The following is a 12,932-nucleotide window of genomic DNA, read 5'->3' on the forward strand; positions in this document are numbered from 1 at the left end:
TTCCAAGATTTGGTAGTAAAGATGATTATTATCGTCATGAATATTATGATGATTATGGCTATGATAATGACAGCGCATATGAAAATGACGCTGCTTAAATAAAGCACGGGCGCGGCGGGGGCGCCCCCTCTTTAAAATATCTCATTTAAAAATTTTATCAAATATAGATTAGGAGTTACCTATGACCAGTATAACTGTATCTAAAAAATATGAACTTATAAATGAAAGCCACGTTAAAGGGATTACTTTATACCGCATTCGTTCATTAAGGGATTTTGATGATGTCAAAAAAGGCGACCTCGGGGGGTATATTGAAAGTGAAGATAACCTCTCTCATGATGGCAATTGCTGGGTTTATGATAATGCTTGTGTTGTAAAATCTGGTCGTGTTTATGAAAATGCAAAGGTCTATGGCAATGCTACCATTGGTGGTTTTGTTTATGGCAATGCTTATGTCTGTGATAAAACCCGCGTGTATTTTGGAGCTCATGTTTATGATAATGCGCATCTTTCTGATAAAGCTTGGGTTTATCAACATGCAAGGGTTTATGGGAATGCAAAATTGTCAGGAAGTGCACGTATTCATAGCAATGCCGTGGTTTATGATCATGCTGTTGTGAGTGGCGCTGCAAAAATATATGGCAAGGTTTATGGCAATGCTAGCGTGGGTGGGTATGTTAAAGTCTACGGTTCTGTTTATGGGAATGCTAAAGTGACTGGTTATCACACTATTAGAGGTTTGGTACATGGCAATGCAAGATTAAAAAGAGATGGTTATTCATATACTGAACAAAACCCTTATTATGCATATGGGATTCCAGAAGATTGTGAAATTTATGAAAATGATACTGTTGTAAAGATTGTTAAAAACAAAGCAGCGTAAATAAAAGCAGCGGTGGTGCGGGGGCGCCCTTCTTTAAACATTTCATTTAAAAATTTATCGAATATTAGATTAGGAGTTACCTATGACCAGTACAATTGTATCCAAAAAATATGAATTTACTAATGAAAGTTTCACTTTTGATGGGATTATTTTACACCGTATACGTGCTTTAAGAGACTTTGCTGATGTTAAAGCCGGTTCTTTAGGTGGTTTTATTGAAAGTGAAGATAACCTCTCTCATGAGGGTAATTGCTGGGTTTATGATAATGCTTGTGTTGTAAAATCTGGTCGTGTTTATGAAAATGCAAGGGTTTTTGGCAATGCTATCACTTATGGACGTATATATGGTCATGCGCGGGTTTATGACAATGCTCGTATAGCAAATAACGTGCATGTTTGTGAAAATGCTCATATCCATGGCATTGCTGTTATTCGTGAAAATGTCGGGGGGTCTACTGAGATTAAAACTTATATTGAACGGCTTTCCCCTTATGGAGAATTAGAGATTGTCTATGTCTCTCCAAAAATAAAGCAGCATAATTGAATGCGCGGGCGCGGCGGGGGCGCCCCTCTTTTAAATTTTCCATTCCAAATTTTATCCAATGTTTATCACATTAGATTGTGAGGGTATTCTTATGTCTAAAAAATATAAACTAACCAGCGAAATCAAAAAAATCAAACATGCACGTACTCGAAATATTATAAATCTTTATCGCATTCGTGCTTTAAAAGATTTTGATGATGTTAAGGCGGGGGATCTAGGGGGCTTTATTGAAAAGGAAGCTAATCTATCCCATGATGGCAATTGCTGGGTTTATGATAAAGCTTGTGTCTATGGCTATGCCCGTGTTTATGACAATGTTTATGGGTATGCCCATGTAAGTGGGGGTGCTTGCGTTTTTGCTGATGCTCATATTCATGATCATGCTCATGTTTCTTATGATGCTACGATTTTTAATTATGCAAGGGTCTATGGTCGTGCCATTGTTGCTGGTTCGGCTCGTATTCATAGCTATGCCGAGGTTTATAATTATGCCCTTATTAATGGTCGTGCAAAAATACATGGCAAGGTCTATGGCGGTGCTTTGGTGGGTGGTTGTGCTGAGATTTATGGCTCTGTTTTTGGCAATGCCAAGGTTTTATTCTATACCAAGGTCTGGGGTCGCGCTTATGGCAATGCGAAATTAACCAAGAAAAGCAAAGTAAGGGAAGTTCCTATAAATTATGAAGTTTATGAAAGCGATAACCTTGTAAAGATTGTTGATGAAACAGAATAAAGAACGGCGCATGGGGGGCGCCTTTATGGCTATAAACGCATTATAAAATACATTGTTTAAAACGTATCATAAAAAAGAGAATTCAAAAAGAAAGCCGTGCCAATTGATATGACGCGGCTTTTCAATAGAGGTATGTGCAAATAATTCATACAAACGAAATTAACAATGAATGCCTATATACAAAACGTATTATATTGCAAGCGCTTTATTGTCTTTATGAAAACTTATCAAAAGAACCTTAAATGATGGCTATAATTTTGATAGCATGCATTTAAATGAGAGAGTGAATTTAGAAACTATAAACATTTGTTATAGCTATCAAACGTATAATCATAACGTCCATTTCTTAAAGAGATTCATTTGAAACAAAGCACATTATCAAAACGCTTCTTAAAACGTTTTAATATACTACTAAGCTCAAAATTGAGTTGAGTGAATTCAAATAACGCATTGTCTAAAATCAAAACATATTAAATAAATCAAAACGCTTTTATCAAATCTAAGGCTTTTAAGATTTGCTCTGCTGTGAAATCTAGATCTTTGTTTTTTCGTAAATGAAAGGTTTTTAAAAGCAAATGATAACTAAATTATAGCTGTTATAAAAAGAGGTTTTAAACGTTTTTTATAAAGATCTCATTTTATGGTTCAAACGTTTAAACGTTCCCTTAAAGAGGTTCTTATAAGCGTCTTTTCACTTTTTTCAAACATAATTTCTTTACAAATTAACCAGCTCAATTTTGAGCTCGTTATCTTTAGAATAGAGCATTTTTAAAACGATATCGCTTTTTTCTAAAATTTAGAAAAATCCTATGTCTTTATGCTGTTACAACGGTTTTGAATTTTGCTTGCTTATCTTGTTTCAATAGGCGCCCCCATTTAACTTTGTATTTTTAAACGATAACTTTTAAAACGTTTTTTGATAGCTTGCTTGCATATGTCAAAAAAAGCTTTTGATCATAAGATATAACGTTTTGAATTTCATATCTGCTATTTCGTACCTCGGTAAAAAAATACCGTGGTTATAAAATCATTATTTTTTAAAATCCTTTTATGCGCCCTTATGAATTAAAACCTATAAGCGCTTTAAAAGTTTCAAACGATTATTTTCCTTTTAAGGTTTCGCTCAAAAAAGAGCAAAATACACATCATTCTTTTTTATGTTATCGATAATTTCAAACGATTAAATTTTAAAACAATGCGATTTGTGAATGATAAAAACGTATCATAAAATTTATGAACTGTTATGAATGATAGCTGCTTTTCATTTCATTTGAATACACACATGCGTTATAATATTCGCATCATGATTTACTTTTTATGGTCTATTCATACGTGGCAATTGTTTATAAAAAATGGTCAAATGAATCATGCATAAAAGTGTGGATTCTTAAGTGGATTCATATAAAATAATTACAAACAACCTATTGACTTTATTGTGCTTTTTGATATTATACTGCGTATCAACACCACCAACCCTTTCTGCCATAAGGTGATGTTCATGATGCGCTTGGTCATGGACGCCCTCTTTGATCGGCATCGAATGATATAAAAAGTTCGCAAAAGGGCTCCGAATAAACCAAGGCAAACGGGGCGGCTTATCTTTATCGGTAAACCAAAATGGAGTCTCTTTAGGTTCTGAAACCCCCGCTATTTCATCAAATTCTTGATTACAGTTCTTCAAGGCTTCCCCACTTAATCCTGCGCATTCTTCTTCAACGGCTCTCTTGCGCTTTGTCAAAGAAGCCTCGGAAGAAGAAATATCCCGCCTTTTACGAGATGAATGCTCCTCTGAAGAGGCGGGGCCTATAAAATGATCATGCGCTTTCAAAGAACAAGCTTGCTGACTGGCAAAAGAACGCCAAGGGTCTAAACCACGTTCATAATCCATTCCTCGTAAAAACATTCCTCGAAAATCTGGAACATTAAACGTTGTAGCACCATCTCCTTCTCCCCACGTCGTTCCTATCGCACAAAATAAATCCCAATAAACAAACCGTGAGTAAGCACGACCATCACATAATAACCAACCATCCGGCAAACGTTCCATCGCAAAAGGACCTATCAAACCAGACGGTAAGCGTTTAAAAGAAGTAACTTGCCTCCTTGTTGGATTGAGAATTTGCCAACCCGTAATGTCTTCATCATACACAAGCCTATAAAGACAGCCCTCTTGTATTTCGCCTCCAGATAAAGCGACTAAGCCTGTTTCTGTTGCTTTATAAACGGGCTTGGCTTCTAAACTATTCAACGCAATCGTTGTCTCTCCAATATTCTTGCCCTTCACTTTAAAACAAACGGATATCCCATTCTTATATTCTGAAAATAATGATTGACTTCGAAGGATTATCGCTGTTTTTTGCTGTTCATTGTTATTGATAATAAGACTTGCAATTTCCCCACCCGTATCGGATAAATATTCTCTTACCCTTTGCATCATAAAACGCGCGCTGTTATTGACTGTATTAGGGTGCTGTCCTTCTGACCAATTAATCAAGCTATCTGCTCCACCATTCTCAGATGCCGTTAAAGACCAATCATAAATCGTTGACATCTTGACCTCACGTCTTAATCCCAAAAATAACACTCATATTAATCGGGCGCGTCTCACTGGCTCCGATACTTGCCAATTCAACATCACGCATGTGAAGATGTGAATGGGGAAAGGCTAGCTTATGGTGAACGCGGATATTCTCTACCCTTACTCCCAGACGTTCAGCAAGCTTTGCCCTTTGCTGGTCATTAAGAACATACCCCCAGATGACCGTCATATCACCATGCCAACCACTCTCCTGATCTTCATCATTCAAAACTGTAAAGGATTGACCACTATGATCATGCTTTCTTATACTATCGTTCTGAAAAGTCCCAAGATAACGAAAACGGTCTATCTCGCGGTTATCATCAACACCCCGTAAAAACACTCCTCGCAAATCCGGAACATTAAACTTGCCCCAAGTATCAGCCCCTCCCCATCTGATCCCTATTGCTTCATAAAGAGCGCTATAATCACTGCGCGAATAGGCTTTTCCATCACATAATAACCAGCCTTCTGGCAAAACTTGCATTCCAAAAATCCCTATCGTGCCTGAAGGACAAACCGGTATCATCGACTCTTGGGATAAAGACACCGGCGTAGGATTTAAAACATGCCAAGCATCATCCCTATAGACCAAGCTATAAATACACCCCTTTTGAAACTCTCCCCCCATTAAAGCACGCATGCCTAATTCCGTTGCCTTATAAACCAGCTTTCCGGCTAAAGCATTTAAAGCAATTGATGTCGCTCCAACATTCTTGCCTTTCGCTTTAAAACAAACCGATATCCCATTCCTATACTCTGAAAACTGTGAACGACTTTGAAGTCTTATCAAGGTCGTCTGTTGTTCCGCATCAACAGTAAAGGTGCTTTCAATGAGACCACTCGTATCGGATAAATATTCCTTTATCCTTTGCATCATAAAACGCGCGCTGTTATTCAAGCTACTAGGGCGCTGTCCTTTCGACCAATCAATCAAATCATCACAATAAGCATTCTCAGACGCACTCAAAGACCAGTCATAAATCGTCGACATCGTAAAACCTCATGTCTTAATCGCATACAGAACACTCACATTAACGGGGCGCGTTTCACTTTCACCAAAGTTTTTTAAGACAACCTCTTGATCCTCATCAAGGCTATAGGGTTCTACAATATAGCCCCCTAAATTCTCACGCTCTATTCCCATAAAATTCGCTAGAGAGCTTCCCCCAAACAACCCCATACGATACCCCAACACATCTGTCGTATTCCCATCCCAAAAGTCTTCATTGCTGGTAAAATGAGACATCGAAAGCCTCTGTCCTTGATGCTGGTGTGACTCGATTAAATCTGTTTGCACACTTGCAAAGCTACGATTGGTATCAATTGCCCGTCCACTATCAAAACCCCGTAAAAACATGCCCCGAAAATCGGGAACATTAAAGGTCGTTACACCATCCCCCTCGCCCCATACCGTTCCTATCGCGTCAAACAATGCTCTATAATCATTACGCAAATATGCCTTCCCATCACACAATAACCAACCTTTTGGAAGTTCACGCATCCCAAACGTTCCTATGAAACCGCTAGGATAAAGATTTCTTTCTTCTTGTGGTGGTATAAAGGTAGGATTAACAAGATGCCAATGATCGCCATTATAAACCAAGGTATAAACACATCCCTGCTGGATTTCGCCGCCCGATAATGCACTAACCCCGAATTCCGTTGCCTTATAAATAGGCTTACCCTCTAAAGTATTCAGAAAAACCGTCGTGTCTCCAATATTCTTATTCGTAGCAACAAAGCGTAAAACGATACCATTTTTGTATTCTAAAAACTGTGATTGGCTTTGAAGACGTATCGTGCTTGTTTGTTGAACATCATCATTCCTAACAATCCCTTCAAGCGTTCCACCCGTATCTAGCAAGTATTCCTTGATGCGCTGCATCATCACACGGGCGCTTGTGTTCACACTGTTAGGATTCTGTCCTTCTGACCAATCAATCAAATCATCAGAACGCGTGTTATCCGCCGCTCTTAGCGACCAATCATAGATCGTTGACATGGTTGTGAACCCTAAACTCCGTAAAATGCCCGCATGAATTGCGTCATCAAAGGATTATCATCTTCCCGCTCTTCTTCTTCTGAAGGGGCTTCTTGTGACGCTAATAATGCCCGTAAAACCTCGAGCAAGTTCTCTCTATTGCCAATGCCCCCTCGTGCGATAGGACTTGCTCTATAAGGTTTTCCTCCATACATTTGAAACACACGATTAACAAAATCACTTGCACGCATTGCGTTATTGCCTGCATTCAAACCAACCGCATTGCTGCCAACCAATTGCGCTGCATTAGCATGGGGATTTTGTAAAAGACGCGCGGCTCCTCCTGCCCCTTGTTGATGTGCTAAATACAATTCTGCTTCTGTTGGTGTCCTTCCCAAGACACGGCTTAAATGGTTGCGATTGTCACGTGTAAACCGCCCCATGGCATCAGCTGCCTGCATGGGGTCAAAACGGTCTTGCAAACCATATTGCTTAGCAGTGCTGTCTATAAACTGATACAAACCACCCGCAGAAGAACGGGGATTCCTTGCATTCGGATTGCCCCCACTTTCAACTTGCGCAACACGGTATAAATAGCTTTCCGGCAAGCCATACCGCGCCGCTGCTTGACGTATCGCTTGATCAATTGAAGGGCTGTAACGGGTCATTTCGCGTACTCTATTGAAGCACTAGGACCTAGACCTTTTGCTATAGCTCTAGAAACAATCTTCAACCCCCCATCTGTTAATACCCCTGCATGATGCCACTTTAAAGCACTTTGAAGCAGTTGTGCAATTTCATTGCGCTCCATTCCTTTAACACCAAAAGTTGCTAACTTCGCTATTCCGCGCTCTAGCTCTTGTCTTGCTTGCAACGCCTCTGGTGCATTCGGATGAAAAAATATGTTGCGTGCTAATTTTAGAGATTCACTAGGCCAATGTAAAAAATTTGAAAAATTAATTCCATCAAAAGGAGAAACCTCAGGAGTGCCTTGAAATTCTTGATAACCTTTTTTGGACGCATCAGAATAGAATTTCTCATGATCTACTGCCTTTTTAAAAGTAGAAAACCGTTCAGGTCCTATGATCCTTTCAAGATTCTCAGATGCAAGATTTTGTTTTAAAAGATTAGAGAATTCATTAATAGGATCACTCTTTTTCCTTAATAAATCATCTAATGCATCTCTCAACCCCATTTTATAGGTATTATTTTGTTCACTCCAGTTTCCTTTAGAAAGATTTTCTTTAACGGCATCCCTCTTAACACTCTTTTCAAGTTTCGTACTAAGAGCATGCCTGCCTTCCTCAAAACTATCTGCAAAGTTTTTAAATTTTGCTGCACTACCGCGGGCTGCTTTGTAAGTAGGAGAGATTTCATCCATTATTTTTACCAAATTTTGTTTGAGGATTTCGTATCCTAAAATCTTTTGGTTATCGCCATGTTTCTCACTTTTCTTGATTAAATCATCAAGAGACTGCTTAGTTTGATCTAATAACTCTATCGTAGGTTTATAATTTATGCTGCTAAACCTTCTATCATAAAATCGTCTAGGATTTATACTAAGGGGATGTTCCTCTAAAGTATTGACAGCTTCTTTAATAGCTTTCTGAAATCCTTTATTTTCAAAAAGTTTATTAAGAGCGGGGTAATGTTCTTGTCCTATTGGAGTTTGTCTCGCTTGTTCATAGAGATGATCATGCGCCTCTTTCCCTTGCCGTTTAAGAGTTCTGCTTAACGTATCTTTATGCTGGTATGGTGAAATTGTCTGTTCCATCATATCATCAAGACGTTGAACAGAATCGCCTAATCTTTTCTCATGCGCTTGCTTTAAGATATTAAAAACATCTTCATTTGTTTTAGACGAATTCCACAAAGCTTGTTGTAGCTTTTCATTAATATCTGTCAAAAACACCTCATGGGGTTCTGAACTAAGGCGTTCAGTAATGTTTTTAGTTTTATTATCGTAAAGATGCTTAGCAACTTCTCTCAAAGCTTTATTGGAAACCTCTTTATGAGCAGGGTTAAAATAATTCCTTACGAGTGGAGGTGACTTTAAAGTATTTATCGCTGCACCACCTAACTTAGAAACTAAGTTGCCTCCTAAAGCAGCAACCGGTGTCAAAACAGCGCCACCCACAGCACCAGCTAATGCCGAATTCACCGTATCATTGTAACCTTCTCCCGCTCCAGAACCATGTAAAGCACCAGAACCGGCTCCTAAAAGAGCCCCTCTCCCTAAACTTCCTAAAGTTGTCCCTGCTCTCAAAAAATTTAATGCGGGAATACCCAATGATGCCAATGTTGGCAAAATAGAACCAGCAATATAAGCACCAGAAGATAACCATGGATGTTTTTCTTCCAAGGCTTTTTGGTAAGCACGCTCTTTTGCTACCCTTTTGTTGTAAATCTCTTCTGCTCGTTTATCGCCACGCCAATAATCTGTAAAACTTGCTTCATTCGCCGCTTGTATCTCATCACTATACCCTGCTGTCAAACCAGATGTACCATGACTCCTTAGTGCATCCCACCACGTAAGATCTTTATCATCAAATGAAAAATCATCTGCTGTAGATTTTGAATTAAATGAAGCCGTATCATCATCAACAATACGAGAATAGGGAATATAACCCGTTGTTTTTTTGCCTTGATTATCACGACCCTTCTTCACTGAAGACGTGCCATTATTATCAGATACATCATCAACAATACGAGAATAAGGAATATACGCCATCTCAAGCACCCTTAACCCTTATCTTACCATCTTCACCAACAAAGCGTGCACCATCAGGCAATGCATCTTCCTGTTCTTTGCTGCTAATAAGCGGTAAATCACTACGTCCTTTCTGTGGTGCTACGGAGTGTGGCTGTGAGGTAACTTTATCAACATTCTCTTGCGTTATTGCAATGTTACCGTTTTCTAGCAACGACAATACGTCTGATTTCATCTTACCCAAAATCTCATGGATTTTTTTCAATCTAAACAACAGCTCTTTATGACCCAAGTTGTACTTTATCTCTCCTAAATAGCTCTTTAATATATCAAGCTCTTTTTCTGTGAGATTTCCAAATCCAGAGGCGCCATTGCGTGAATAACGTCTCATCGTTTCTAAGCGGTCAATACCTATACGGTTTCTAATAGAATCAAGGAGTGAACTCATATCACGGTGTTGAGGAACACCTAACTGAGCTTGTATATTAGCCGAATTACCTGTAGCCCATTCACCCTTTTCTTCTATATAATTCATAAAACGTTCAATATCATGGAGTGTATTACTACTGATCGCTTCACTATTTTTAAGCTCTATCGTTTCTCGTAGGCGGTCCAGTTCTTCTTTAGATCTAGCGTCGCTGCCCCCATTCTCTTTTTGTAGCAGAAAAGTATTTAACGCATCTTTATTCCCAGCTATGAACCGCGCTTCTTCTTCACTGTAGCCTTTAGATTTCAGATACTCGACGGTTTGATTAACCTGTCCTCTTTGTTTATCGCCTTCATTAAGATGCTTCACACCACTTGCAAGCGCATCCCATCCAGAACCACCAGAGGGTGCTGCCGACATGCCTGCAAAAAGATCTTGAAGCTTTTTATAAGCATCTGATTGAAAAAACTTATAAGTATTGGATTGTAAAAACTTTTCTAAATCTGTTGGTTCAGAAGGCGGTGTTTGTGATGTAGGTGGCAATGGTTGTGTTTGGGGAACATCAACTTTAGGTGTAAGTTCTTGTAAGGATTCCTCCAGTGGATTTGGCATAGGTGGATGATTGCCTACACCAAGAGGCATTTCCGTTTTAAGAGCCGTAGAGGGCATAAATGGTCCATATGGCTGCTGCATATTTTGTAAATAGGGGTTGGAGGGGGCTTGAACCTCCTCTGGTGCCATCAAAGGGGCGAGAGTCATCCCCGCAGCAGTAGATATAGCACTCTTTGGATTTGCTTTCATGAATTGTCCCAATCTTTGCGCCCCTGTAACCGCTTTTGGAGCCAATCTGGGATAAAGATATCGCATAATATGCGGTGCAAATCTCGCTCCTGCCACTAAAGCCATTGGGATTATCGGTGCAACCATAACGCTCTCCTACAAAACTATTGTTTAATTATTCTTCAGTTGTTGTTGCTTAGTAAGAAAGTCGATGACTTCTTTCGACATTCCTGCTGCTGCTGCCGCTCCTGCTGGACCACCCATCATATAACCAAAAGCCATTGGTGCTGCCTGAAGCGCTAGAGAACCTACAGTTCCTACATTCCTCCAAGGATTATTGCCTTGCACCAGAGAATTCGTACTGTTATTCGTCGTCGTACCGTAATTTCTTGCAAAACCATGACCGGCATTCATTAACATGTTCAGTCTGTTCCAACCGCTATTGTCCTGCTCCAGCCAACGTTCGCGATTGGCATCAACAAGCCGTTGATTATAATTATCAAGCACGCCTCCTCCCTGTATGGCATTAGAATAGGCATTACCATAACCTTGTAAGAAGTTATTCGAAGCTCCCAACTGGTTTTGATTGGCTTGATCAATCATTGCATTGGCTTGCATCATGTTCTGTACATCTTGATTATACTGGTTTGCTGTAGCACTTGTAGACAAAGCACCAAGTTCATTTGCCAATACATCTGTATGTGCACCAGATCCATAACGACCTGCACCTACAAAAGAACTGTTAATCGTATCTCTTACACGGTCTAAACTATTTTGAAGAGCGGCATTAAAAGAGGGATTCTGTCCAACCATACCGCCAGAAGCCATTCTTCCAAGATTATTTGCTGCCGACGTTGGATTGTAGATCGTATTCATCAAAGAACGATTTTGATAATGGCTAGGGATACTCCCAAGTCCCCCAATGGCATAGCGCGTCTGATCACTTAACGGCGCAACACGAGGTCCACCATAAACATTGCCACCAATCCCTGTGTCATACATTTGAGACAACATATTGATTTATAATGATAATCTAGCGTTATTCATATTGAATTAATGACCCGAATAACGTAAGATTCTCTCATTTCAAATCTGTTTATGTTGCATCAATTAAAATCACTCATTTGCACATCACAAGTGGGATGAGTGTGTGGATCAAATTTGTATAAGAAAGGAGTAAAAATGGTCCTTATGAACCGTCTTAATGCAAGATCTGTCGCAACATTGGGGGCTGGCAAATATAATGATGGTGCTGGCTTGCTTCTTCATAAGCGTAAAGATGGTGGTGCTCAATGGATTTATCGTTATACCATTCATGGTCGCCGTCGTGAAATGGGCTTGGGTGCTTTAAGAGATGTCTCTTTAAAACAAGCCCGTGAATTGGCAACGGGTTGGCGTTCTGTTCTTCGTGAAGGTCGTGACCCCATTAAAGAACGCGATAAACAAAAGCGTGAAGCAATAAGCAATCTCCATTATTTAAAAGATATTGCTGTAGATGCTTTTGAAAGTCGTAAAGCTGAATTAAAAGGGGATGGAAGAGATGGAAGTTGGTTTTTACCATTACGCCTTCATATTCTGCCCAAATTAGGCTGTCTGCCCGTTTCTGAGATTACACAAACAGAGATACGCAACACACTCGCCCCTATTTGGCATTCAAAAGCTGGAACTGCTCGAACAGCATTGATACGTCTTAATCTTTGTCTCAAACATGCGGCTGCATTAGGATTGGATGTTGATTTACAAGCAACAGAAAAAGCACGCGCGCTCTTAGGTAAACAACGTCATAAAACGCAAAATTTACCAGCAATGGATTGGAGAGATGTGCCGGCTTTTTATAAAACACTTTGCGAAGCATCAACCCTAACACGACTGGCTTTACGTTTGCTTATTTTGACAGGCGTTCGTACTAATTCCTTGCGTCATATTCGTGAAGATCAAATTGAAGACGATATATGGATTATCCCTGCTGAAAATATGAAAGGAAGGCGGGATGCTACAACAGAATTTCGCGTTCCTTTATCATCAGAGGCATTAGAAATCTTAAAACAAGCACGATTGCTTTCTCGTAATGACTTCTTTTTTTCTGCAACCGGTCGCGGTCCCCTTGGTGAAAATTGCATGTCACAATATATGCAACAGATTGGACTTGAAGCACGTCCCCATGGTTTTCGTTCTAGTTTACGCGATTGGCTTGCTGAAACAACCGATGCCCCCTATGAAGTCGCTGAAACCATTTTAGCTCATACAGTAGGTGGCAAAGTAGAGCGTGCCTATCGTCGTACTGATTATTTAG

General features: G+C 39.7%; 11 protein-coding genes. 4 read left to right on the forward strand and 7 right to left on the reverse strand.

All coding sequences use genetic code 11. The annotated features are described in order from the left end of the window. Positions 1-181 precede the first annotated feature (181 nt). The 3 genes from FNZ60_RS07675 (at position 182) to FNZ60_RS07685 (ending at position 2,160) form a co-directional block, all read left to right on the forward strand. Positions 182-883: a hypothetical protein gene (locus tag FNZ60_RS07675; RefSeq protein WP_142417019.1), complete on the forward strand. Its 702-nt coding sequence runs from the start codon at positions 182-184 to the stop codon at positions 881-883. An 82-nt stretch (positions 884-965) separates the two neighbouring features. Further along, positions 966-1,427, forward strand: coding sequence for a hypothetical protein (locus FNZ60_RS07680; RefSeq protein WP_142417020.1), 462 nt, complete (start codon positions 966-968; stop codon positions 1,425-1,427). A gap of 91 nt (positions 1,428-1,518) precedes the next feature. Continuing rightward, a complete protein-coding gene (locus FNZ60_RS07685; protein ID WP_142417021.1) occupies positions 1,519-2,160 on the forward strand; it encodes a hypothetical protein in 642 nt (213 codons plus the stop codon). 1,387 nt (positions 2,161-3,547) lie between these two features. Here FNZ60_RS07685 and FNZ60_RS07690 read toward each other — a convergent pair. The 7 genes from FNZ60_RS07690 to FNZ60_RS10285 are packed head-to-tail and all read right to left on the reverse strand — an operon-like array spanning position 3,548 to position 11,653. After that, positions 3,548-4,711, reverse strand: a complete 1,164-nt coding sequence (locus tag FNZ60_RS07690; protein ID WP_142417022.1) for a phage tail protein — start codon at positions 4,709-4,711, stop codon at positions 3,548-3,550. A 7-nt stretch (positions 4,712-4,718) separates the two neighbouring features. After that, a complete protein-coding gene (locus FNZ60_RS07695; RefSeq protein WP_142417023.1) occupies positions 4,719-5,732 on the reverse strand; it encodes a phage tail protein in 1,014 nt (337 codons plus the stop codon). 9 nt (positions 5,733-5,741) lie between these two features. Next, entirely contained in the window at positions 5,742-6,743 is a 1,002-nt protein-coding gene (locus FNZ60_RS07700) for a phage tail protein (RefSeq protein WP_142417024.1), read from the reverse strand. Between the two features lie 11 nt (positions 6,744-6,754). Next, on the reverse strand, positions 6,755-7,390 hold the full coding sequence (locus FNZ60_RS07705; protein WP_142417025.1) for a transglycosylase SLT domain-containing protein: 636 nt from the start codon (positions 7,388-7,390) through the stop codon (positions 6,755-6,757). After that, positions 7,387-9,453 (reverse strand): glycine zipper family protein, encoded by a 2,067-nt coding sequence (locus FNZ60_RS07710; RefSeq protein ID WP_185913534.1) that lies wholly within the window; start codon positions 9,451-9,453, stop codon positions 7,387-7,389. Before FNZ60_RS07710 ends, FNZ60_RS07705 begins: the two co-directional genes overlap by 4 nt. A 1-nt stretch (position 9,454) precedes the next feature. Further along, on the reverse strand, positions 9,455-10,786 hold the full coding sequence (locus tag FNZ60_RS10280) for a hypothetical protein (RefSeq protein WP_246054754.1): 1,332 nt from the start codon (positions 10,784-10,786) through the stop codon (positions 9,455-9,457). Positions 10,787-10,810: 24 nt separating this feature from the next. Then, a complete protein-coding gene (locus FNZ60_RS10285; RefSeq protein ID WP_246054756.1) occupies positions 10,811-11,653 on the reverse strand; it encodes a hypothetical protein in 843 nt (280 codons plus the stop codon). Between the two features lie 168 nt (positions 11,654-11,821). On the opposite strand from FNZ60_RS10285, the gene FNZ60_RS07725 reads away from it, so the two are divergent. After that, a partial coding sequence (locus tag FNZ60_RS07725; protein ID WP_142417026.1) for a tyrosine-type recombinase/integrase occupies positions 11,822-12,932 on the forward strand: 1,111 nt, incomplete at its 3' end.

The sequence above is a fragment of the Bartonella massiliensis genome (assembly GCF_902150025.1).
Classification (GTDB): domain Bacteria; phylum Pseudomonadota; class Alphaproteobacteria; order Rhizobiales; family Rhizobiaceae; genus Bartonella; species Bartonella massiliensis.

What these genes read in the sequence shown, in the direction of transcription:
- FNZ60_RS07675 (WP_142417019.1), top strand. Translation starts at nt 182, where the DNA reads ATGACCAGTATAACTGTATCTAAAAAATATGAACTTATAAATGAAAGC.
- FNZ60_RS07680 (WP_142417020.1), top strand. Translation starts at nt 966, where the DNA reads ATGACCAGTACAATTGTATCCAAAAAATATGAATTTACTAATGAAAGT.
- FNZ60_RS07685 (WP_142417021.1), top strand. Translation starts at nt 1,519, where the DNA reads ATGTCTAAAAAATATAAACTAACCAGCGAAATCAAAAAAATCAAACAT.
- FNZ60_RS07690 (WP_142417022.1), bottom strand. Translation starts at nt 4,711, where the DNA reads ATGTCAACGATTTATGATTGGTCTTTAACGGCATCTGAGAATGGTGGA.
- FNZ60_RS07695 (WP_142417023.1), bottom strand. Translation starts at nt 5,732, where the DNA reads ATGTCGACGATTTATGACTGGTCTTTGAGTGCGTCTGAGAATGCTTAT.
- FNZ60_RS07700 (WP_142417024.1), bottom strand. Translation starts at nt 6,743, where the DNA reads ATGTCAACGATCTATGATTGGTCGCTAAGAGCGGCGGATAACACGCGT.
- FNZ60_RS07705 (WP_142417025.1), bottom strand. Translation starts at nt 7,390, where the DNA reads ATGACCCGTTACAGCCCTTCAATTGATCAAGCGATACGTCAAGCAGCG.
- FNZ60_RS07710 (WP_185913534.1), bottom strand. Translation starts at nt 9,453, where the DNA reads ATGGCGTATATTCCTTATTCTCGTATTGTTGATGATGTATCTGATAAT.
- FNZ60_RS10280 (WP_246054754.1), bottom strand. Translation starts at nt 10,786, where the DNA reads ATGGTTGCACCGATAATCCCAATGGCTTTAGTGGCAGGAGCGAGATTT.
- FNZ60_RS10285 (WP_246054756.1), bottom strand. Translation starts at nt 11,653, where the DNA reads ATGTTGTCTCAAATGTATGACACAGGGATTGGTGGCAATGTTTATGGT.